Source organism: Kitasatospora sp. NPDC048194 (assembly GCF_043202455.1).
Classification (GTDB): Bacteria; Actinomycetota; Actinomycetes; order Streptomycetales; family Streptomycetaceae; genus Kitasatospora.
This window is the reverse complement of record NZ_JBIDAK010000036.1, coordinates 1-19,881: the sequence shown is the minus strand read 5'-3', so window position 1 is coordinate 19,881 and position 19,881 is coordinate 1. Positions and strand designations below refer to the sequence as shown.

At 72.9% G+C, this 19,881-nt stretch carries 21 protein-coding genes; 9 read left to right on the top strand and 12 right to left on the bottom strand.

Translation table 11 applies throughout. The features are described from left to right. The first annotated feature begins 288 nt into the window (after positions 1-288). Positions 289-1,782, top strand: a complete 1,494-nt coding sequence (locus tag ACGF07_RS30345; RefSeq protein ID WP_392903892.1) for an MFS transporter — start codon at positions 289-291, stop codon at positions 1,780-1,782. 190 nt (positions 1,783-1,972) lie between these two features. Beyond that, positions 1,973-2,914 (top strand): TIGR01777 family oxidoreductase, encoded by a 942-nt coding sequence (locus tag ACGF07_RS30340; protein ID WP_392903890.1) that lies wholly within the window; start codon positions 1,973-1,975, stop codon positions 2,912-2,914. Between the two features lie 163 nt (positions 2,915-3,077). Here ACGF07_RS30340 and dmpI read toward each other — a convergent pair whose 3' ends face one another. The 5 genes from dmpI to ACGF07_RS30315 all read right to left on the bottom strand — a co-directional run bounded on the left by dmpI (position 3,078) and on the right by ACGF07_RS30315 (position 5,785). Further along, on the bottom strand, positions 3,078-3,260 hold the full coding sequence (gene dmpI, locus ACGF07_RS30335; RefSeq protein ID WP_350745138.1) for a 4-oxalocrotonate tautomerase DmpI: 183 nt from the start codon (positions 3,258-3,260) through the stop codon (positions 3,078-3,080). 467 nt (positions 3,261-3,727) lie between these two features. Beyond that, on the bottom strand, positions 3,728-4,198 hold the full coding sequence (locus tag ACGF07_RS30330; RefSeq protein ID WP_392904008.1) for a GNAT family N-acetyltransferase: 471 nt from the start codon (positions 4,196-4,198) through the stop codon (positions 3,728-3,730). A 26-nt stretch (positions 4,199-4,224) separates the two neighbouring features. Next, complete coding sequence (locus tag ACGF07_RS30325; protein ID WP_392903887.1) at positions 4,225-4,644, bottom strand: arsenate reductase ArsC; 420 nt, start codon at positions 4,642-4,644, stop codon at positions 4,225-4,227. 62 nt (positions 4,645-4,706) lie between these two features. Further along, positions 4,707-5,456 carry an aquaporin gene (locus ACGF07_RS30320; RefSeq protein ID WP_392903884.1) on the bottom strand — a complete coding sequence of 250 codons (750 nt, stop codon included), beginning with the start codon at positions 5,454-5,456 and terminating at the stop codon, positions 4,707-4,709. Beyond that, positions 5,453-5,785: an ArsR/SmtB family transcription factor gene (locus tag ACGF07_RS30315; RefSeq protein WP_392904005.1), complete on the bottom strand. Its 333-nt coding sequence runs from the start codon at positions 5,783-5,785 to the stop codon at positions 5,453-5,455. Before ACGF07_RS30315 ends, ACGF07_RS30320 begins: the two co-directional genes overlap by 4 nt. A 148-nt stretch (positions 5,786-5,933) precedes the next feature. Here ACGF07_RS30315 and ACGF07_RS30310 point away from each other — a divergent pair, with 148 nt between their 5' ends. After that, positions 5,934-6,479: an ArsI/CadI family heavy metal resistance metalloenzyme gene (locus tag ACGF07_RS30310; protein ID WP_392903882.1), complete on the top strand. Its 546-nt coding sequence runs from the start codon at positions 5,934-5,936 to the stop codon at positions 6,477-6,479. A gap of 233 nt (positions 6,480-6,712) precedes the next feature. Here the strand turns inward: ACGF07_RS30310 and ACGF07_RS30305 are convergent, their stop codons facing one another. The 3 genes from ACGF07_RS30305 to ACGF07_RS30295 form a co-directional block, all read right to left on the bottom strand. Then, the gene (locus tag ACGF07_RS30305; protein WP_392903880.1) at positions 6,713-7,609 is read right to left on the bottom strand and encodes a LysR substrate-binding domain-containing protein; all 897 of its coding nucleotides are present in this window, start codon (positions 7,607-7,609) and stop codon (positions 6,713-6,715) included. Between the two features lie 323 nt (positions 7,610-7,932). Continuing rightward, positions 7,933-8,367, bottom strand: a complete 435-nt coding sequence (locus tag ACGF07_RS30300; protein ID WP_392903878.1) for an SRPBCC family protein — start codon at positions 8,365-8,367, stop codon at positions 7,933-7,935. Between the two features lie 36 nt (positions 8,368-8,403). Next, positions 8,404-9,510 carry a Rieske 2Fe-2S domain-containing protein gene (locus tag ACGF07_RS30295; protein ID WP_392903875.1) on the bottom strand — a complete coding sequence of 369 codons (1,107 nt, stop codon included), beginning with the start codon at positions 9,508-9,510 and terminating at the stop codon, positions 8,404-8,406. Positions 9,511-9,740: 230 nt separating this feature from the next. Here ACGF07_RS30295 and ACGF07_RS30290 point away from each other — a divergent pair, with 230 nt between their 5' ends. After that, complete coding sequence (locus ACGF07_RS30290) at positions 9,741-11,372, top strand: alpha/beta hydrolase (RefSeq protein ID WP_392903873.1); 1,632 nt, start codon at positions 9,741-9,743, stop codon at positions 11,370-11,372. Between the two features lie 219 nt (positions 11,373-11,591). On the opposite strand, the gene ACGF07_RS30285 is transcribed toward ACGF07_RS30290, so the two are convergent. Then, complete coding sequence (locus ACGF07_RS30285) at positions 11,592-12,173, bottom strand: TetR/AcrR family transcriptional regulator (RefSeq protein ID WP_392903871.1); 582 nt, start codon at positions 12,171-12,173, stop codon at positions 11,592-11,594. Between the two features lie 137 nt (positions 12,174-12,310). Between ACGF07_RS30285 and ACGF07_RS30280 the strand changes: the two genes are divergently transcribed. From ACGF07_RS30280 to ACGF07_RS30265, 4 genes are all read left to right on the top strand, one after another. Then, positions 12,311-13,219, top strand: coding sequence for a carboxymuconolactone decarboxylase family protein (locus tag ACGF07_RS30280; protein WP_392903869.1), 909 nt, complete (start codon positions 12,311-12,313; stop codon positions 13,217-13,219). A 232-nt stretch (positions 13,220-13,451) separates the two neighbouring features. Then, on the top strand, positions 13,452-14,603 hold the full coding sequence (locus tag ACGF07_RS30275) for an anion permease (RefSeq protein WP_392904003.1): 1,152 nt from the start codon (positions 13,452-13,454) through the stop codon (positions 14,601-14,603). After that, the gene (locus ACGF07_RS30270) at positions 14,600-14,845 is read left to right on the top strand and encodes a hypothetical protein (RefSeq protein ID WP_392903867.1); all 246 of its coding nucleotides are present in this window, start codon (positions 14,600-14,602) and stop codon (positions 14,843-14,845) included. The genes ACGF07_RS30275 and ACGF07_RS30270 overlap by 4 nt, the downstream gene beginning before the upstream one ends. A 225-nt stretch (positions 14,846-15,070) precedes the next feature. Further along, positions 15,071-15,430 carry a hypothetical protein gene (locus tag ACGF07_RS30265; RefSeq protein WP_392903864.1) on the top strand — a complete coding sequence of 120 codons (360 nt, stop codon included), beginning with the start codon at positions 15,071-15,073 and terminating at the stop codon, positions 15,428-15,430. A gap of 142 nt (positions 15,431-15,572) precedes the next feature. Here the strand turns inward: ACGF07_RS30265 and ACGF07_RS30260 are convergent, their stop codons facing one another. From ACGF07_RS30260 to ACGF07_RS30250, 3 genes are all read right to left on the bottom strand, one after another. Next, positions 15,573-16,880, bottom strand: coding sequence for a M64 family metallopeptidase (locus ACGF07_RS30260; protein WP_392903861.1), 1,308 nt, complete (start codon positions 16,878-16,880; stop codon positions 15,573-15,575). Positions 16,881-17,063: 183 nt separating this feature from the next. Further along, positions 17,064-17,798, bottom strand: a complete 735-nt coding sequence (locus ACGF07_RS30255; protein ID WP_392903858.1) for a hypothetical protein — start codon at positions 17,796-17,798, stop codon at positions 17,064-17,066. A 199-nt stretch (positions 17,799-17,997) separates the two neighbouring features. Then, positions 17,998-18,573: a helix-turn-helix domain-containing protein gene (locus ACGF07_RS30250; protein ID WP_350741774.1), complete on the bottom strand. Its 576-nt coding sequence runs from the start codon at positions 18,571-18,573 to the stop codon at positions 17,998-18,000. Positions 18,574-18,643: 70 nt separating this feature from the next. Here ACGF07_RS30250 and ACGF07_RS30245 point away from each other — a divergent pair, with 70 nt between their 5' ends. Beyond that, a complete protein-coding gene (locus ACGF07_RS30245) occupies positions 18,644-19,537 on the top strand; it encodes an NADP-dependent oxidoreductase (RefSeq protein WP_392903856.1) in 894 nt (297 codons plus the stop codon). The last annotated feature ends 344 nt before the right edge of the window (positions 19,538-19,881 follow it).

Sequence of the window (19,881 nt, the reverse complement as noted above, 5' to 3'; positions counted from 1 at the left end):
ATGGTTGCCACACCTGTCCGAAAACGGTCCGTGGACCCGGCCGGAACGGCCCGACGACCGCAGACCCGTCGGCCGATCTCGCGGGGCATGTGAACAGCGGTTCCGGGCAGACGTGATCGCGGAAAGCCGGCGCGCGGCCTCGGAAGTCCCTTCGAGCAGGACAGGACGAGCGTCGGCGACGGCACGGCAGTGGTGACCGCCCACCGGTCGGACGGCGGATCGAAAGGCGGACCCGCACAGCGGGCCGACCGGGCGAGTGGAACAGGACGAGTGGAAGGAGAGCCCGCCATGGCCGATTCGGAGAAGGCATCCGCACGCCGACAACGGTCGGAGCCGGGGGTGGTCGAGAGCTGTCTGCCGGCGAGGCTGGACCGGCTGCCCTGGTCGGCGTGGCACTGGCGGATCGTGATCGGCCTGGGCACGGTGTGGATCCTGGACGGTCTGGAGGTCACGATCGTCGGCAACATGGCCGGCCGACTCGCCCAGAACGGCAGTGGGATCGCCATCTCCACCAGCCAGGTGACGACGGTGGCCGCGGCCGTGTACGTCGCGGGGGCGTGCAGCGGAGCGTTGTTCTTCGGCTGGCTGACCGACCGGCTGGGCCGCAAGAAACTGTTCATGGTCACGCTCGCCGTCTACCTGGCCGCCACGGCGGTGACGGCGGTGTCGTGGACGGCGTGGTTCTTCTTCCTGTGCCGCTTCTTCACCGGTTTCGGCATCGGCGGGGAGTACGCGGCGATCAACTCCGCGATCGACGAGCTGATCCCCGCCCGGGTGCGCGGCAGGGTCGACCTGATCATCAACGGCAGCTTCTGGATCGGCGCCGCCCTCGGTGCCTTCGCCTCCATCGCGCTGCTCAACACCGCGCTCTTCGCCACCGACATCGGCTGGCGGCTGGCCTTCGGCATCGGCGTGGCGCTGGGCCTGGTGATCCTCCTGGTGCGCCGGCACGTCCCGGAGAGCCCCCGCTGGCTGTACACCCACGGACGCGCGCCGGAAGCCGAACAGGTCGTCGTCGAAGCCGAGCAGGCGGTGGAACGCGAGAGCGGACAACCGCTGCCCCCCGTCACCGGCGAGCCGATCCGCATCCGCGAACGCCAAGCACTCGGCTTCGGCACGATCGTCCGGACCGTCGTCGCCCGCTACCCCCGCCGCACCTCGCTCGGCCTCGCCCTCTTCATCGGCCAGGCCTTCCTCTACAACTCCGTCACCTTCGGCTACGCCGTCATCCTGACGACCTACTTCGGCGTGGCGGAGGGGGACACCGGCTACTACTTCGTGGTCATCGCGGTCGGCAACTTCCTCGGCCCGCTGCTGCTCGGGCACCTCTTCGACACCGTCGGCCGCAAGCCGATGATCGCCGGCAGCTACATCGGCTCCGGCCTGCTGCTGTTCGCCACCGCCGCGCTGTTCCAGCACGGTTCGCTCTCGGCCGCCACCATGACGGCCTGCTGGACGGTCGTGCTGTTCCTCGCCTCGGCCGGGGCCAGCGCCGCCTACCTGACGGTCAGCGAGATCTTCCCGCTGGAGACCAGGGCCCTGTCGATCGCCTTCTTCTACGCGGTGGGCACGGCGGTCGGCGGCATCAGCGGGCCGCTGCTCTTCAACGGCCTGGTCAGCAGCGGCAAGGTCTCCGACACCACCCTGGCCTTCTGCATCGGGGCCGCCCTGATGACGCTGGCCGGGCTCGTCGAGGCGGCGATCGGCGTCAAGGCCGAGCGCCGCAGCCTGGAGTCCCTGGCCACACCGCTCAGCGCCGTCCCCGCCCCGTCGAAGGGTTAGCCCGCAGACCGGGGTGACCGCCCGCTCCTTCACACCGCTGCGCGTGAAGTCGACCAGGTCGACTTCCCGCGCAGCGGTGTGTGGGCCGGCTTCGCCTCTCGGCCTCGCCGGGCCGCCCGGCCTCGCGCCATGAGAAATTGAACGCGTTCAGTTATGTCGCTAGGCTCGATGTTCGAGAGGGAGGGGAACCATGAAGATCGTCATTCCCGGCGGGTCCGGTGCGCTGGGGACGCTGCTCGACCGTGCGCTGACGGCGGCCGGGCACCGGGTGGTCGTCCTCAGTCGCAGGCCCGACGGGCCCCGGCAGATCGGGTGGGACGGGCGGAACCTCGGGCCCTGGGCAGCGGAGGTCGACGGCAGTGACGTGGTCGTCAACCTGGCCGGGCGGAGCGTCAACTGCCGCTACACCGAAGAGAACCGGCGGGCCATGATGGATTCCCGGGTGCAGTCCACCCGGGCCGTCGGCCAGGCGATCGCCGCCGCGCGCCGCCCGCCGGGCGTCTGGTTGCAGATGAGCACCGCCACCGTCTACGCCCACCGGCACGACGCCCCCAACGACGAGCAGACCGGCGCGATCGGCGCCGAGGAGCCCGATGCCCCGGCATCCTGGCGGTACAGCGTCGACATCGCCCAGGCGTGGGAGGACGCGCAGGCGCAGGCGGACACCCCGCACACCCGCCGGCTCGCGTTGCGCACCGCCGTCGTCCTCGGCCCCGAGCGCGGCGGCGTCCTCGACGCCCTCTCCTGGCTGGCCCGGCTGGGCGTCGGCGGCTCGATCGCGGGCGGCGCGCAGTACGTCTCCTGGATCCACGAGCGGGACTTCGTCCGCGCCGTCGAGTTCCTCATCGGGCGGGACGAGCTCGCCGGCGCGGTCAACCTCGCCGCACCGGACCCGCTGCCCCAACGCGAATTCATGCGCCACCTGCGGGCGGCCTGGGGCATGCCGCTGGCGCTGCCCGCCGCGCGCTGGATGGCCGAGATCGGCGCCTTCGCGCTCCGCTCGGAGAGCGAACTGCTGCTGAAGAGCCGCCGCGTCGTACCGTTCAGACTGCTCGACGCGGGTTTCACCTTCGAGCATCCCCACTGGCCGCAGGCCGCCCGTGACCTGGTGCGGCGGCTGCGCGGTCGCTAAGCGGGCGGGTGCGGCGGGCCACGGCGGTCGCCCGGCGAGTGGCGGGGACCGATAGGACCGAAGGGCCGAAAGGGCCGACGGGCCCGGGCGTGCCGGTGGGGCAGGCCCGGGCCCGTGGCGGCTCCGTGAGTGCGGGGTGGGCGGCGAGGGTGCCGACTTCGGACTACCGGTCCGCGGTGAGCCGGCCGGCCGCGCCCCAGCTGTCCGCCGGGTACTCCTGGATCCACACGTACACGCTCTCGGCGGGGACCTCCAGGGTCTCCACGAAGGCCTCGGTGACCTTCTTGACCAGCTCGCGCTTCTGCTCCACGCTGCGCGGGCCCTGCTGGATGGTGACGATCGGCATCTTCGGCTCCTGACCGGGTGTCTGCTGGACTCTCAATGCCGGGTTCTCCGGCTGGGAACAGTCCACCCGATCGGGCCGTCCGGACCCAGACCTGATTCGCTCTGGCAGCGATCATGAATCGTGATCGCTGCACGTCACGGGTGTCCGGCGGCAGGTTCCCGGTGCCTGGGGTGTCCGACGCGGCCCGGGTTCGTTCAACCAGGAGAGACCATCCCCCCGGGCCCCGCCCCCGATCCCCGACGTCGAGGAAGCCCCATGGCAGCGATCGACGCAGGTGCGCGGAAATGCGGAATCAGTAGCACGGACTGCCTGGCCGACTGCCTCGGGCTTCCGGACGTCCCCGAGCACGGCGCGTTGCAGTAGGCGCTTCGACGCGCAGAGCCCGGACCCGCCTCGGGCGAGGGGGCCGGGCCGTCGTGCTGATCCGCCGGGGCCCGGATGCGGCACGCGGCAGCAGGCCGCGCGGGTCAGGAGACGACGGGGCTGCGGCGCTCCACGAGGACCACGTCGCGCCAGCGCCCGCCGTGCTGGCCGAGGCGCTCGCGGATACCGACCACGCGGAAGCCCGCCTTGGCGTGGAGCGCGAGGCTGGCGGTGTTCTCCGGGAAGATGCCGGACTGCACGGTCCAGATCCCGGCGGCGTCGGTGGAGGCCAGCAGTGCCTCCAGCAGTGCCAGACCCACTCCCCGGCCCCGGGCGCCGGGGTGGACGTAGACGGAGTGCTCGACCACGCCGGCGTACGCGCACCGATCCGAGACCGGCGTCACGGCGGCCCAGCCCAGCACCCGGTCGCCGTCGAGCGCGACCAGGCGGTGCGCGGCGAGACGCGAGGTGTCGAACGCCTCCCAGGCCGGTGCGGCCTGCTCGAAGGTGGCATCGCCGCCGTCGATGCCGGCCTGGTAGATCGCCAGGACCTGGTCGGCGTGTTCGGGCCGCATCCCGGTGACGGTGACCCCGGTGGCCTTCACGCGGCGGCCTCGATGCCGAGTTCGGCGAGCAGGCCGCGGACGCGCTGCTCGATCCGGTCGCGGATCGGGCGCACGGCCTCGACGCCCTGGCCGGCCGGGTCCTCCAGCTTCCAGTCCAGGTAGCGCTTGCCGGGGAAGTAGGGGCAGGCGTCGCCGCAGCCCATGGTGATCACCACGTCGGAGGCCTGCACCGCCTTCACGGTCAGCACCTTCGGCACCTCGGCGGAGACGTCGATGCCGACCTCCGCGAGCGCCTCGACCACGGCCGGGTTCACGGTGTCGGCCGGGGCGGAGCCGGCGGAGCGGACCTCGACCCGCCCGCCGCCGAGGCGGGTGAGGAAGGCGGCGGCCATCTGGGAGCGGCCGGCGTTGTGGACGCAGACGAACAGCACGGACGGGACGGCGGGGGAGCTCACGGGTTCATCCTTCGGGGGGAACAGCGAAACGGGAACAGCGGAACGCGTTCGGCGGAACGGGCTCAGCGGCCGACCGCGGCCGCGTCGCGCCCGCCGCGCGGGACCACGACGTCCTCGGCGGCCGCCGCGGCGGGGCGGCCGAACAGCACGGCGGCCAGCGCGACTCCGGCCACCAGGCCGACGAGTTGGGCGGCGACGAACGGCAGCACCGAGGCCGGGGCGATCCCGGCGAAGGTGTCGGTGAACGCCCGGCCCACGGTGACGGCCGGATTGGCGAACGACGTGCTGGAGGTGAACCAGTACGCGGCGCCGATGTAGGAGGCGACCGCCACGGGGGCGACGTGCGCACGGCCGGTGCGGGCCAGACCGCAGATCAGCAGGATGAGCCCGGCGGTCGCCACGACCTCGCCCAGCCAGAGGTGCGGGGCCCAGCGGTCGTGGGTGGACCAGCGCACCAGCGGCTCGGCGAACACCGCGTCCGCCAGCACCGATCCGCCGATCGCCCCGGCGATCTGGGCGGGCAGGTAGGCGGCGACCTCGCGCAGGGTCGGGCCCCCACCGCCGCGGCGGCCGGACCACCAGGCGGCCAGGGTGACGGCGGGGTTGAAGTGCGCCCCGGAGACGGGACCGAGCAGGACGATCAGCACGCCGAGGCCGAAGACGGTGGCCAGCGAGTCGGCGAGCAACTGCACGCCCACGTCCCGGGACAGCCCGGTGGCCTGGATGCCCGAGCCGACCACGACCGCGACCAGCGCGCCGGTGCCGACGAACTCGACCGCGGCCCGACGCCCGAGCGGCGCCACCGCAGTCATCTCGCGCCCCCGGACGGAACGGTGGCGGTGGTGTCCGGGGTCTGGAGCAGGGCCGACAGCCTGGCCAGCGCGGCGGGAAGCACCCAGTAGTAGACCCAGGTGCCGCGCCGCTCGGAACCGACCAGGCCGGCCTCGCGCAGCACCTTCAAGTGGTGGGAGATGGTCGGCTGGGAGACGTCGAAGGGGCCGGTCAGGTCGCAGACACAGGCCTCGCCACCCTCGTGCGAGGCGATCAGGGACAGCAGTCGCAGCCGCACGGGATCCGCCAGGGCCTTGAACATCTTCGCGAGGTCGACCGCGGCCTCCTCGCCCAGGGGCTCGCGGACCATCGGCGAGCAGCAGGCCGCCGGGTCGTCCTGACCGATCACCGGCAGTTCCAGATTCGACATACGTCTATGTTGACAGTCATCTATTCGGAGAGGCAAGCTCGCTGCATAGACCGATATCGAAACAAGCCCTCGGATCGGAGAGCCCGCCATGTCCCGTGTTCAGCTCGCCCTGCGCGTCGCCGACCTCGAAGGCTCCATCGCCTTCTACTCCCGGCTCTTCGGCACCGAGCCGACCAAGCGACGCCCCGGCTACGCGAACTTCGCCATCGCCGAGCCGCCGCTCAAGCTCGTCCTCATCGAGGGCGACGCCGGCGAGGACACCCGCCTGGACCACCTCGGCGTCGAGGTCACCACCACCGAGCAGGTCGCCGCGGCGACCACCCGCCTCAAGGAAGCGGGCCTGGCCACCTTCGAGGACGGGGGTACCTCCCGGCCGAAGGCTGGGGGCGACACCTCCTGCTGCTACGCGCTGCAGGACAAGGTCTGGGTGCACGGCCCCGGCAAGGAACCCTGGGAGGTCTACGTCGTGAAGGCCGACGCCGACACCCTGGGCAAGAGCGCCGACAGCGCGCCGCAGGCCTGCTGCGGCACCACCGCCTGCCGCACGCCGGACCAGCAGGCCCTCGCCCCGGCCCGGAGCCAGCCCCCCAGCCCGACCGGGGCGAAGGCCGCCGTCTGCGCGTGCGGCAGCTGACGCTGGGCCCGACGCACCGGACGGCCGTGAGTCGGGCGTGCGCGGCGGCGAGAGCGGGGGGAGTGCCGACCGGCCGTCAGCCCTCGGCGTCGCTTCCCCCTTCCGCGTCAGGCTTCGGCCGGCGGTGGGGCGGCACCTGGAAGACGCCCTCCAAGAAGCCCTCCAAGAAGTTTCCGGAGAGGCCCAGCCGCAGGCGGTCGCCGCCGTGAGCGGCAGGATCGCCGTCCCCGGCGTCAACGGCGGCTCCGTCGACCCCCGGTACAGGCTTCCAGGAGCAGCCGGGGGAGCGGTGCGGAGCGTCGTACGGCGATCGAGGTCGGCAGGGCCAACGGGGTCCGGCAGGGGCGGAAGGCGATCCGGTGGGCGTTGGTCATCCGGGCGTTGGCGGCGTAGACCACCGTCCACATCGGAGTGCCGCTGCCGATCGAGGCCAGGGTGTCCTGGAGGGTGCTGTGGGGCGGACCGGGGAGCGGTCGGAAGCCGGCCTGCGCGCAGGCGTCCATGACCAGGTCCACCAGCGCCGGATGGTTGCGGCGTTCGGTCAACTGCAGGGGGAGTTCAGCGAGTTCACCCAGGTCGAGGTCGGGCTGGGCGGCGAGGGGGTGCCGGGCGGGCAGGGCGATCACCAACTCGTCCTGCCAGACGGGAATGAACCGGAGGCCCGGGTCGTCCTCCGCGACGGCACCGCGGACGAACCCGGCGTCGAGGCGGCCGTCGGCCAGCCGGGCGAGCCGCTCCCGCACCGGGGCGGCGTGGAGTTCGACGCGCACGTCGGGGGCCTGTCGCCGGTAGGTGTCGAGGATCAGGTCGAGCCGTTCGCCGAGCCCGGTGATGGTGCCGAGCCGGAGCACGGCGGGTGCGGCCAGCTCGGCGGCGAGGTCGGCGGCGAGGGTGCGGGCTGCGTCCTCGGCGGACAGCACGTCCCTCGCGGCGGGCAGGAAGCGCTCTCCGGCCGGAGTCAGCCGGACGTGGCGGGGGGAGCGGTCGAACAGCTCGACCCTCAACTCCCGCTCCAGGCGGCGGACCTGCTGACTCACCGCGGGCTGGCCGAGCAGCAGCTTCTCGGCGGCCCGGCCGAAGTGCAGTTCCTCGGCGACGGCGACGAAGCAGCGCAGCTGCCGTAGCTCCATGTGGTCCCCCTGCTCGACGTACCGACCGCCCATGGTCCCAGGCCCGCGGGGCGCCCCCGGCGACGCCCCTGCTCCGGCGGACCGGCCCGGTGCTCACCTGCTGCGCCGGGCCGCACCGGCCGACCGGGCGTTCCTGTGGGGGGCGGGGCCGCCCTGGCCCTCGCCACCGTGCCGGGGTCGCCCTGGCCCTCGCCACCGTGCCGGGGCGTCCGTGGAACCGGCCCGCCCCGGCCCGCGCCGATCACGGTCGGGGGCGACGGGCCCCGCCACGTCCACCAGCAGGGCCTGGGCCGGCAGGCGGCCGGCCGGTGACCGGCGGGGCGTCAGACCGCGGGCGGCGGAGCAGCCAGCAGGTGGTCCAGGACCCGCCCGAACACGAGGCGCGCGGCCGATGCCACCACCGGGTCGAACAGCCCCGGCAGACCGGTGATCCGCAGTTCCTCGGTCCAGACCACCGCGCTGCCGCCGCCCACCGGGCGGACCCGGAGTTCGGCGCCGCCCCGGACGACCCGGCCCCGTTTCGCGAGCCGGCACAGTTCCGGTTCGACCAGGGCGACGATCTCCATCGGGTCGTCGAACCGCACCGGTCCGACCCCCGTCCGCGCCAGCACCACGTCCCCCTCCGCCCGGCCGGTGCCGCGTGCCACACCCACGCGGGTGAAGGGCACCCGGTCGCCGTGCCGGGGCCATGCCGTGAGCCGCGTCCAGGCGTCGGACGGCGGGAGCGAGCAGCGACGGGTCAGGGTGAAACGGGCCATGCGCGGCAGCCTATCCGGGCCGGCGGGCAGGGCGGTCTAGCGGTGCAGGGGCGTGCCGTCCGGGGTCTCGCGGTCGGGGCGGGCCGTGAGGGCGGCGGGCGCCGGGATGTGCTCCCGGTCGTCCGGCGGGTAGAACTGCCGGGCCCAGTGCCGCATCGCGCCGATCGGCCCGTCGCCGGCGGCCAGGCGCGGCGGGGAGACGTACCTCTTCGTGGACCAGATCGGGAAGTCGTCGGCGGTGAAGGCGAGGGTGTGTTTGAACATCGGACCGGCCAGCAGCCTGGTCGCCGTCCGGCTGACCGCCCGCGCGAGCGCCGGCGGGAGCGAGGCCGGCTCGTCCAGGGCGAAGCGGCTCGCCTGGCGCAGCTGCATCCGGGCAGGGGCGACCTGGGTGGCCATCACCAGGGAGCAGATCCGCAGGCCGAGCGACGGGGTGTGGACGTCCGTGTGCAGGGCGGCGAGCCCGTAGCCGTCGACCTCCACCCGCACCTCCCGCATCCCGACCAGCGGAAACCGCTCCCGCACGCGCATGGAGATGTGGAAGCGGTGCCCGTCGAAATCCACCGGGGCCGCCAGCTCTCCGTGCGGCCAGCCGTGCAGGGTGAGGAAGTGGCCGAGGTCGAAGGAGTTCTCCATGACGTCCTGGGCGTAGCCGGGCATCTCGAAGGAGGCGTGGCGCAGCGGCTGGTCGTCGAGTACGTGCCAGGCGGGGATCTCCCAGTCCGGTTCGCGGCCGTCGTGGTGGCGCCAGACGAAGACCGCGTCGTTCACCTCGCACACGGGCAGCCGGGCGAGGCCGGCCTTGGGCGGTGGCGTGCCGTACCCGGTCCGGACGCACCGGCCGTCGGCGTCGAAGGCGAACCGGTGGAAGGGGCAGACCAGATCGCCGCCCTCGACCTCGGCGAGCCCGAGGTGGGCGCCCAGGTGGGGGCAGTGCGGCCGGACGGCGCGCAGCCGACCGTCCCGCAGGCGGTAGAGCACGACGTCCTCACCGGCCAGCTGCCGGGTGATCACGGTGCCGGGGCGGAGCTCGGCCGAGAACGCGAGCGCGGCCCAGCCGTCGGGGTAGGGCAGGGCGGGTGGCAGTGCGACGTCGGCCGGGGTCGGGCGGGAGCTGACGGGGTGGACGTGCTGGTGGGACACGCGGTTGGGCCCTCCTGTCGGTCTGTCCGGCGCCGCCCCTCCCAGGCGCTTGGCGTCCGAACCGATGGGAGTTCAGATGCTAGTCATGGAATGCGGTCCTCCGCGCGGCCAACCTCCCGGGAGAGTTATAGGTCTGATGATCAGTCAGGACCATGGGGTGCGGGTCACAGCTTGGCAAAGTCCGGCCCGCCCCCTAGATGTGCCATTGCACATGTCACATCATGCTCCCCATGAGAAAAGCCATCGCCCTCCTCGCGGCCGCCGCGGCCGTCGCAACCCTCGGCGGCACCGCCGCTTCGGCAGCCGGGCCCGACGCCGCCGACCTCGTCGACACCGGACAGGGGGCCCTCGCCTGGAGTTCCTGCAACGACCCGGCCACGCCCGCCCTGCAGTGCGCCATGCTGGACGTGCCGGTGGACTACGCCGACCCGCGCGGGCGCAAGATCAGGATCAAGCTGAACCGGCTCCCCGCCACCGCGCCCAAGGACAAGCAGCAGGGCCCGATCCTGCTCAACCCCGGCGGCCCCGGCGACTCCGGGCTCTGGATGCCCGCCTACATCTCCGGCCAGATCCCCGCTGACGTCGCCTCGACCTACGACTGGATCGGATTCGACCCGCGCGGCACCAACGGCAGCGACCCCCACGTCGTGTGCGACGCCCACTACTTCGACGGCGAGCGCCCCGACTACCAGCTGAGCCAAGGCACTTCGAAGGACTGGCTGAAGAAGGCGGCCGGCTACGCCGCCGACTGCGCGGCCGACTGGTCCTGGCTGCTGCCGCACATGACCACCGTCGACAGCGCCCGCGACATGGACAGCATCCGCCGGGCGCTCGGCGTGTCGAAGATCAACTTCTACGGCGGATCCTGGGGCACCTCGCTGGGCTCCACCTACGGCCAGCTCTTCCCCTCGCACGTGCGGCGCATGGTGCTGGACAGCATCGTCGGCCCGACGATCAGCTGGTACGACCACAACATCCTGCAGGACAAGGAGCACCAGCGCCGCTTCGACGCCTTCGCGGCCTGGACCGCCAAGGCCGACTCGGTCTACCACCTGGGCACCGACGCCGCCGCCGTCAAGAAGGCCTACGACCAGGTCGAGGACGCGCTGCGCAAGGACCCGGTCGACGCCGCCCCCGCGCCGGGGAAGATCGGCCCCGCCGAGTTCGAGGACACCTTCTACGGCGGCGGCTACAACTTCCTGCGCTGGCCCCGGATGGCCACCGTGCTCTCCGCCTACGTCACCCGGCACGACACCCAGCCGCTGAACATCGCCTACAACAAGTACGCGGCCCCCGGAACCGACGACGGCACCTTCCCCGCCTACAACGCGGCCCAGTGCACCGAGAACGCCTGGCCGCGCGACTGGGAGGTCTGGAAGAAGGACCAGGCCAAGGTCAATGCCGCCGCGCCCTTCTACACGTACAACAACATGTGGTACAACGCAGCCTGCATGTTCTGGCCCTACCAGGGCAACCAGGCCGGCCGACTGAAGATCACCGGGAAGGGCCTGCCCCCGGTCCTGCTCTTCCAGGCCACCGAGGACGCCGCCACGCCGTACGAGGGCGGCCTCGCCATGCACGACGCGCTGCCGGGCTCCAAGCTGGTCGTCCAGGACGGCGGCAGCTTCCACGAGATCCTCTTCCACGGCAACGCCTGCCTGGACGACACCTTCACCGCGTACCTGCGCGACGGCAGCCTGCCCCAGGGCAAGGGGCGGATCGCCAAGACCTGCGCGCCCGAGGACGACCCGACGCCGGTGTACGTCACCCCGCCGCCGGCGAACGCCAAGGCACTGACGGCCGCGCCGGCCGCCCCGCTCCCGCCCACCGACCCGGAGGCCCTGCGCGGCGTGCTGCGCTAGGACGGCAATCCCTCCGTCCGTGACGGCCGGGTTGCCCGGTCGGGCTGATCGCGGGCGGGAGGGTGGCCGCCACCGGATGAGCGGGGCCGGGGCCGGGTTCGGAAACCGGATCCGGCCCCGGCCGTCCGGCCAGGACACGGGTTCCACGGCCCGCCTCATCTGCCCGACCTGGCGAATCCACCTGCCGCTGCGCCCCCCGTGCGGCGGTCGGCGGCACGCTCAGGTGGGCCGCAGCCCGTCCAGGACGGCCTCGACCAGCAGGGGACTGCGCAGCGTCTCCTCCGGTCCGGCGCCGAGCAGGACGCGGTAGTAGACCGGGGCGTAGAGGAGGTCGACCATCGTGCGGGTGGGCAGGTCGGCTCGGAGCTGCCCGGCGGCCACGGCGGCATCGAGGCGCCGGATGCACCGCTGGATCCGAGGCTCGAGGAAGGTGGCGCGCAGGGCGGCGGCGAGCTCCGGGTCGCTCTGGGACTCGGCGATGATGCCGCGGTAGAGCGTTCCGGTGTCGCCGGTGAGCATGGCGGCCACGCTGGTGAGCTGAGCGGTGAGGTCGGCGGCGATGTCCCCGGTGTCGGGGAAGTCCATGGAGTCGCCGATCCGGTCGTTGACGGCGTCGAGGGCGATCGCGCCCTTGGACGGCCACCAGCGGTAGATGGTCGGTTTGCCGACGCCGGCGGTCGCGGCGATGGCCTCGATGGTGGTCCTGCCGTACCCCTTGGCTCCGGACACCTCGAAGACGGCGTCCAGGATGGCGCGGCGGGCCCGTTCGCTCCGGCGTTCCGGGTTCGGTTGGGGGGTCATGCGGAGAGTCTAGCCCCTCGACGTGACGTTACGTTTCGTTTTGACAGGCCTGCGGGGCCGGTCTAGCCTCCTAAGCGTTACGAAACGTTCCGTCACTCGACTGCTTGTTCCCGCTCTCCGCCGTCAGGAAGACCGCCATGACCGTTGTCACCGCTCCCACCGCCGCCGCCGTCGCCGACCGCTCGTCCGCTTGCTCGCACGTCTCTCCGCGCATGTCGTCGCTCGCCTCGTCGCCCGCCTCCGAGCGCTTCGCACGAGGGCAGGCGCTCCTGCGGGAGGTCGCCGGCCCCGAGGGCCCCGCCCTCCTGGACGGCCTCGACGGCATCGCCCCGGACCTCGCCCGGCTGACCGTCGAGTTCGGCTACGGCGACGTCTACGGCCGGCCCGGCCTCTCCCTCACCCAGCGGCAGCTGATCAACGTCGCCGCCCTGACCGCGCTGGGCACTGCCGCCCCGCAGCTGCGCTTCCACGTCGACGGTGCCCTCAACGTCGGCGTGGCGCCGGCCGGGATCGTCGAGACGGTCCTCCACGTGGCCGTCTACGCCGGAATCCCGGCGGCGCTCAACGGCATGGCCGTGGTCAAGGCCGCCTTCGCGGCCCGGCCGGACCTCGACTTCAGCCCCGCGCGCAGCGGAACGGACGGCGCCGAGACGCTCCGCGAGCGCCACGAGCGCGGGCTCGCCGCGCTCGACCGGATCGACGGCGAGGCCGGAGAGCGCGTCGTCGCCTCGCTGGCGGACATCGCCCCGGTCCTGGCCGACTACGTCGTCGACTTCGCCTTCGCCGACGTCTACTCACGGCCCGCCCTCGGCCTGCGGACCCGCGAGCTGGCCACGGTGGCCGCCTGCACCGCGCTCGGCACCGCGGGCCCGCAGCTCCGCGTCCACCTGCACGGACTGCTCAACGTCGGCGGCACCCGGGACGAGGCGGTCGAGGCGATCATCCAGATGGCGGTCTACGCCGGCTTCCCGGCCGCGCTCAACGGGATCACGGCCGCCCGGGAGGTCTTCGCCGAGCGTGATGCCGCAGGCCTAGCGGGGGCGTAGGACCGCGTCGGACGCCCGTGGCCGCGCCACCCGTCACAGCCACCGCCGCGTGGCGTTGGCGGTGGCGCCCGCCGTCGGCGAGGCGCCCCGTCGGCGAGGCGCCCCGACCGGGGCCGCGCCCCCTCGGCACCTCGATTCCTTGCCCCGACCGGGTGATGGTCGGCGACTCTCCGGCCGCACGGGTGGCGGGGGAGCCGAGCGGACGGCCGGTGCGCATAGGTTCGTCCCCGTGATGGGCAATGACGTGGTCCTGGCGCTGGTGGTCGCCACTGCGCTGGGCTTCGATTTCACCAACGGGTTCCACGACACCGGCAACGCCATGGCCACCTCCATCGTCACCGGCGCCCTGCCGCCGCGCATCGCGGTCGCCGTCTCGGCGGTGCTGAACCTGGTGGGCGCGTTCCTGTCGACAGCGGTCGCCGCGACCATCGCCAGCGGGCTGGTGAACAGTCACGATGTCACGCTGACGGTCGTCATGGCAGGCCTGACGGGCAGCATCCTCTGGAACCTGACGACCTGGTACGTCGGCATCCCGTCGAGTTCCTCCCACGCGCTGATCGGCGGCGTGGTCGGGGCCACCATGGCGGCGGCCGGCTCCTCCGCCGTGAAGTGGCAGGCGCTGGTCGCCAAGGTGATCGTGCCGGCCGCCCTGTCACCGGTCATCGCCGGCGGGGTCGCCGGGCTCGGCACCTACCTCGTCTACCGCCTCACCCGCGGCGTCGCCGACAGCCCGCGCACCCGCGGCTTCAAGACCGGCCAGATCGGCTCGGCCTGCATGGTCTCGCTCGCCCACGGCACCAACGACGCGCAGAAGACCATGGGCGTCATCACCCTGGCCCTGATCGCCAACGGAACGCTGAGCTCGGGAGCGAAGGCTCCGACCTGGGTGATCACCGCCTGCGCCGTGGCCATCGCCCTCGGCACCTACATCGGTGGGTGGCGGGTGATCCGGGCGCTCGGCAAGGGCCTGGTGGAGATCGAGGCGCCGCAGGGGATGGCCGCCGAATCGGCCTCGGCCGCGGTCATCCTCACCTCCACCGACTTCGGCTACTCGCTCTCCACCACCCACGTCGCCACCGGCTCGATCCTCGGATCGGGGGTCGGCAAGCGGGGCGCGGTCGTCCGGTGGAACATCGCCAACCGCATGGTGGCGGCCTGGCTGCTCACCCTGCCGGCTGCGGCACTGGCCGGCGCGCTGGCCTACTGGGTCGCCGACGGCATCGGTGGCACGACGGGCGTCGTGGTCGTCTTCGTGGTGCTGGTGCTGGCCTCGGTCGTCTTCTTCATCGCGTCCCGCCACCCGGCCGTCACCCCGGAGAACGTCAACGCGGCGTGGACCGGCTCGGTCGTTCCCACGCCCTCCATCGACGAGGCGGCCCCGTGAACTCCTGGATCAACCTGAGCGCGCTGTGGAAGATCGTCGTGGTCGGCCTGCTCGCCGGCGCCGGCCTGCCCGCGCTGTTCGCCGTCGGCGTCCGCGCCCTCAACCCGCCGGTCCGGACGGACGGAGCGGGCACCCCGCGGGCCACCGCCGGTGCGCTCGGCCGGGTCGTCGCCGCGGTGTGCTTCGCGGTGGTCCTCGCCGCGATCGGCTGGGGCATCTCCGTCATCGTCGCCCACCGCTGACCGCGGCGTCGATCCCCGACCGCGACCCGCCCCGCGCCGCCCGGTGCGCCCGGGTGTGCGCCGGTGCGCCGGGTGGGTGCATTCGCTCAAGTCACTTGGTGTGATACGGACTTGGCGGTCGCGCGCGGTGTGGTGGAGCATGGGCGGGCCCGGTCTGTCGCAGTGCGCTTGCGCTGCGGCCGGGGCCGCACGCGTGCGGCGAGAGGAGGCGGTCCGGTGGGTTCGGTGGCACGTCCGTTTCTCATCCGGGGCAGGGCGGTCCCGCTGGCCAGGTATCTGGCGGAGGAGGAGATCGAGGGCCTGGTGGCCTGCTCGTGCATCGGGAACGAGGTCACCATCGACCTCGGCGACACCCGGATCATGGTCGCGCTGTCCGACCTCGCCGGGGTGGTGCGGCTCGACTTCCACATGGTCCAGGACGGCCCGGCCAAGGCCCGGTCCTGGTCGCGCCGGCTGCCTGGCGAGAGCGAAGCGCGGGAGGTCGCCGCGCGCATAGCGCGGGACGTCCGGACGCTCGAGCGCGAGCTCGAGCCACTGCGCCGCCGGCCGCCGGAGGGGCCGGACCGGCGAGGTCCTGTTGCGTAGCCCCGGTGGGCCCGGCAGCGGCGCACCGCTGCCGGGCCGCACCGCTGCCGGGCCGCACCGCTGCCGGGCCGCACCGCTGCCGGGCCGCACGCTGCCGGGCGCCGACGCCGTGTCGGGCTCCGGGGCGCGTCGCGCCGCGGGACTACCGGGTGAGGAGCCAGGACAGACTGCCGGTCAGCTCCGGTCGCAGCGCGGGGTCCGCCACCGCCGGGGTGGGGTCGGTGGCGACGGCGCTGACCAGGTGGGGCCGGGACCTCGGGCCGGTCAGGTGCAGGGCGCCGAGGTCGAGCGCCGTACGGCCGCGCAGCTGCGGCTGCTCGCGCCCGTCCAGGTACCAGTGCAGCAGCGTGCCGGGCACGGGCAGGTCGACGGTGAGGCGGTCGGCGGGGGTGAGCCAGGTGCCGGCGGGGGTCGGACTGGTCAGCGGGGTGGCGTGGCGGTAGAAGCCGGCGATCATCGCCTCCCGCCCCGGCAGGTTGAACTCGCGCCCGAGCGAGCGCATGATCGAGTTCTCGGTCGGCCGGTAGAGCCCGGTCGGGTAGTAGCCGCCGCCCTCGTAGGTCCCGACCGTCCCGCCGTCCGGTGAGGCCTTCCCGAGCCAGCGGGACCACTTGACACCCTGGTCGCGCATCCGGTCGGCGGTCAGCGTGCTGATGTTGGCCTCGGCCGGTTCCTCGCCCTGGTACGCCCCCTGGCCGTCGTAGGCGTACTCGTCGGCCAGCTTGCCCAGCGAGTGCCCGGTCTCGTGCACCGCGATCTGCCCGGACCTGGCGTTGCCGCCGGCCACGGTGGCGATCCCCTCGTAGCCCAGTGCGGACTTGACGTCGTTGTAGCCGGCGCCGCCGTACTTGGTGCTGTTGGCCACCACGATCACCAGGTCCGCCTGCGGGGCCTTCGCGGCGTAGCGCTCGACCGCCTTCTCGTCCACGCAGAGCAGCCGCTCCACGCCGTCGCACCAGAAGTACGACCCTAGCGCGGTGTGCCGGACGGTCGCTTGGTCCGGGTCGCCGGAGACGCCGGACTCGGGCGAAACGGCGGACACGGCCCACACGTTGAACAGGCCTCGGTAGGTCGCGTACGGCTCGACGGCGGTGATCTCGCGCCACTTCTCGGCGGCGTCGGAGCGGAACTTCTCCTGCTCCTGGGCCGCGTACCCGTCACCGATCACCACCACGTCCAGCTTGGAGGCGGTGTCGCCGTTGCGGACCAGTGGGGTGACGTCACCGTCGCCGCCCGGCGCGGTCAGTCCGGGGGCGGCGAGGTAGGGGGAGACGGTGGGCGCGGTGGTGCGGGAGATGCCGCCGTCCTCGGCGAAGACCTCCACCTGCGCCCGGGGCTGGGCCGCGCCGGGCGAGCTCCAGGCGGGGGCGGCGCCGAGAAGAGCTGCGGCGAGGGTGGTGGTGAGCAGGACGGCTGCCGTCCTGGTGGTGGCCTTGGTCCTCAGGTGCACGGGTGCCCTCCCGGTGGTGGTCGTGTCGGGGGAGGTCCTTCCCTTGTTCTAGACCTGACAACCGCCCCGATGGACGGTCCAGGCCCCCGTCCCCGCCTCCGACCGCGGGCCGGCAGGAGTGCTGAGTGCACCGCGCCCGCTGCGCCCCCGGCGGGGGCGGTGGTCAGGACGCCTCGTGCGTGGTCAGAACATCTCGTACGTCATGTACGTGAGGTAGGCCGCGAACAGCCAGCACGCGACGCCGACGGCCAGGGTGACGATCAGCGGCCACTGGACGGTGATCAGGAAGACGGAGCCGACGGCCGTGGCGATCCAGACCCCGACGGAGTACATCAGGCTCAGCGCCACCGTGAACTCGAAATCCCCGAACAGGCTGGCGACCACCATGACCAGCCCGACGCCGATCAGCGCGCTGAACTCGATGATCTCCAGGTACGGCGTGTTCGGGGGCTGGGAGCGATGCCCGTGGTAGCTCAGTTCGAACACCCTGCCCCGGAGGATCTTCAGCTCCACGATGGTGCCGGGCGCGACGTCGTCGTAGAACGCCTCGCCGACGGAGTAGCGGGCGCTGGGCGCCTTCTCGCGGGCCACGGTCAGCACGTAACTGGTCGAGTCGGAGTCCGATTCCTCCGACTTCTCCGTCACCCGGCCGCTCTCCGACGTCGCGCAGTCGTCGCCCGGTGCGGCCGCCGCGGTGCAGGCCGGGGTGGCCCGGTACGCGCGTATCTCCTCGAAGGTGTCGGTGAACCGCACGAAGCCGAGGACCGTGAGGGCGAGGCCGACGAAGCCGACGGCGAAGGGGGCGGCCGCCCACAGGGCGTCGCCCAGGCGGAGCCGGCGCCGCGGCGCCGCGGGCCGCTGCTCGGGGCCCGGCTCCGGGGGTGGCGCGTCCTGGACGGGAACGGAATCCTCAGGCACCGTCACCGTCCGGCGTCCGTACCGTGCGCGCGTCCATCGCCATCCCCCGCTGACTCTCCAGGACTTCCCCGTTCGCGCCCGGTTCCGCACCGGCTACGGGCGGGGCGCAAGCCGGATCATGCCAGGAAAACCCGGAGCGCGGGAGGAATTACCCAGGCGAGGGGGGGCCTTGGCGTGACGGGTGGTCACGCCCGATGCGTCAGGAGGTGGCGACCCGCCAGGCCGCCTCGATCATCCGGAAGATCTCGTCCACCGCGGCCTCTGGCTCCGGCGCCTCACGGGCCAGCGAGTAGGCGTCGATCACGAACCTCGCGATCGCCCGCCCGGCCGTCGGGGTGAGCGGTAGCCCGGGGTCGGCGGCGATCGCCGCCGCCAGCGACTCCGCGTGGCGCAGCCTCATCGACTCCTCGTACTCCCGCAGGGCGGGCGATCCGTCGATCATGCGCCAGACCGGTGCGGCGCTCTCCGCCGTGCAGTGCCGCACCAGCGCCAGGATCTCGCGGCGCAGCGCGGGAACGAGCGGATCACGCGGTGCCCGGCCGGTGACCGCCTCCGTGAGGCGCTGCTCGAAGTTCTCGTCCCGCTCGAACACCAGGGCCTCTTTGGAGGGGAAGTGGGAGAAGAGCGTGGTGACGGCGACGTCGGCCTCCGCGGCCACCTCCCGGATGCCCACCGCGTCGTACCCGCGCTCGAGGAAGAGCCGCAACGCGGTGTCGGCGATCTTCTGGCGGGTCGCGGCCTTCTTGCGTTCGCGGCGTCCGGGCGGCGTGGTCATGGCGAAGACACTATCAGATGCGAATTCATAACCGTTTCAAATCACTAACGGTTAGTGTTACGGTCAGGCCATGAAGAGGATGAGCTTCGCCGAGTACGGCGGTCCCGATGTCCTGCACCTCGCCGATGTCGAGGAGCCCCACGCGGGCCCCGGCCGCATACGCATCGCCGTGCGGGCGGCAGGCGTGAACCCCGTCGACTGGAGGATCCGCGAAGGCCAGTTCAGCGGGACCCATCCGATCGCGCTGCCCGCAGGCGTCGGACAGGACGCCGCCGGCGTGGTCGACGAGGTCGGTGAAGGGGTGCACGGGATCGAGATCGGTGACCACGTGTTCGGCGAAGGCTCGGCCACCTACGCCGAGTTCGCCGTCCTGTCGGCGTGGGCGCGCATGCCCCCGGGCCTGACGTTCGAGGAGGCGGCCGGATACCCGTCCGTCATGGAGACCGCGCTGCGCATCATCCGGCAGGTGGGTGTGGAACCCGGGCAGACCCTGCTGGTGAGCGGCGCGTCCGGGGGAGTGGGGTCGGCGGTGCTGCAGGTCGCCCGCGACCGCGGCATCGCGGTGATCGGCACCGCCGGCCCCGCGAACCAGGACTACCTCCGGAGCCTCGGCGCCCTGGCCACCGCGTACGGCGAGGGTTGGGCCGCCCGGGTGCGGCAGCTCGGTCCTGTCGACGCGGCTCTCGACCTGGCCGGGTCCGGTGTGATCCGGGAACTCGTCGAGCTGACCGGGGACCCGCAGAAGGTGGTCTCCATCGCCGACCTCGGCGCGCCGGACTTCGGCGTCCGCTTCTCCGGCGTCGCCGGGAGCATGGCGGAGGCCCTCGCGCAGACCGTCGACCTCATCTCGCGGGGCAGGCTCCACATCCCGGTCGAGAAGTCGTACCCCCTCGCCGAAGCGGCGGCCGCGCACATCGACAGCCGTGCCGGTCACACCCGCGGACGGCGAGTCGTGGTCATCTGACGCGCGGGGGCGTGGGGCGTGCCGTCGCCCAGCTCGGTCGGCTGAAGCGGACACACGCCGTTCGCGCGCACTGCCCAGGGCGGGGCCGAAGGCCGCCCGGGACGGCGGAAGCCGCTGCTGCCGGGCCGGCAGCAGCGGCTTCGCAGGCCGAACACGTCCGCAAGAACTCCGCCGCCCCGGTTTCGGTCGCCCGGAGGCCGAGTCGCCGCAAGGAACGCCGGTGCCAGGGCTGCCGGAGGTTACCGGGGCCGTCGGGGGTTACTTGAGGGCGGTGAGGGCGGCTTCGTAGTTCGGCTCGTCGGCGATCTCGGGGACGAGTTCGGTGTGGAGGACGGTGTCGTTCT

Bases quoted from the DNA above. Each gene is read 5' to 3' on its own strand.
- ACGF07_RS30345 (WP_392903892.1), top strand. From the start codon at position 289: ATGGCCGATTCGGAGAAGGCATCCGCACGCCGACAACGGTCGGAGCCG.
- ACGF07_RS30340 (WP_392903890.1), top strand. From the start codon at position 1,973: ATGAAGATCGTCATTCCCGGCGGGTCCGGTGCGCTGGGGACGCTGCTC.
- dmpI (WP_350745138.1), bottom strand. From the start codon at position 3,260: ATGCCGATCGTCACCATCCAGCAGGGCCCGCGCAGCGTGGAGCAGAAG.
- ACGF07_RS30330 (WP_392904008.1), bottom strand. From the start codon at position 4,198: ATGCGGCCCGAACACGCCGACCAGGTCCTGGCGATCTACCAGGCCGGC.
- ACGF07_RS30320 (WP_392903884.1), bottom strand. From the start codon at position 5,456: ATGACTGCGGTGGCGCCGCTCGGGCGTCGGGCCGCGGTCGAGTTCGTC.
- ACGF07_RS30315 (WP_392904005.1), bottom strand. From the start codon at position 5,785: ATGGTCCGCGAGCCCCTGGGCGAGGAGGCCGCGGTCGACCTCGCGAAG.
- ACGF07_RS30310 (WP_392903882.1), top strand. From the start codon at position 5,934: ATGTCCCGTGTTCAGCTCGCCCTGCGCGTCGCCGACCTCGAAGGCTCC.
- ACGF07_RS30305 (WP_392903880.1), bottom strand. From the start codon at position 7,609: ATGGAGCTACGGCAGCTGCGCTGCTTCGTCGCCGTCGCCGAGGAACTG.
- ACGF07_RS30300 (WP_392903878.1), bottom strand. From the start codon at position 8,367: ATGGCCCGTTTCACCCTGACCCGTCGCTGCTCGCTCCCGCCGTCCGAC.
- ACGF07_RS30290 (WP_392903873.1), top strand. From the start codon at position 9,741: ATGAGAAAAGCCATCGCCCTCCTCGCGGCCGCCGCGGCCGTCGCAACC.
- ACGF07_RS30285 (WP_392903871.1), bottom strand. From the start codon at position 12,173: ATGACCCCCCAACCGAACCCGGAACGCCGGAGCGAACGGGCCCGCCGC.
- ACGF07_RS30280 (WP_392903869.1), top strand. From the start codon at position 12,311: ATGACCGTTGTCACCGCTCCCACCGCCGCCGCCGTCGCCGACCGCTCG.
- ACGF07_RS30275 (WP_392904003.1), top strand. From the start codon at position 13,452: ATGGGCAATGACGTGGTCCTGGCGCTGGTGGTCGCCACTGCGCTGGGC.
- ACGF07_RS30250 (WP_350741774.1), bottom strand. From the start codon at position 18,573: ATGACCACGCCGCCCGGACGCCGCGAACGCAAGAAGGCCGCGACCCGC.
- ACGF07_RS30245 (WP_392903856.1), top strand. From the start codon at position 18,644: ATGAAGAGGATGAGCTTCGCCGAGTACGGCGGTCCCGATGTCCTGCAC.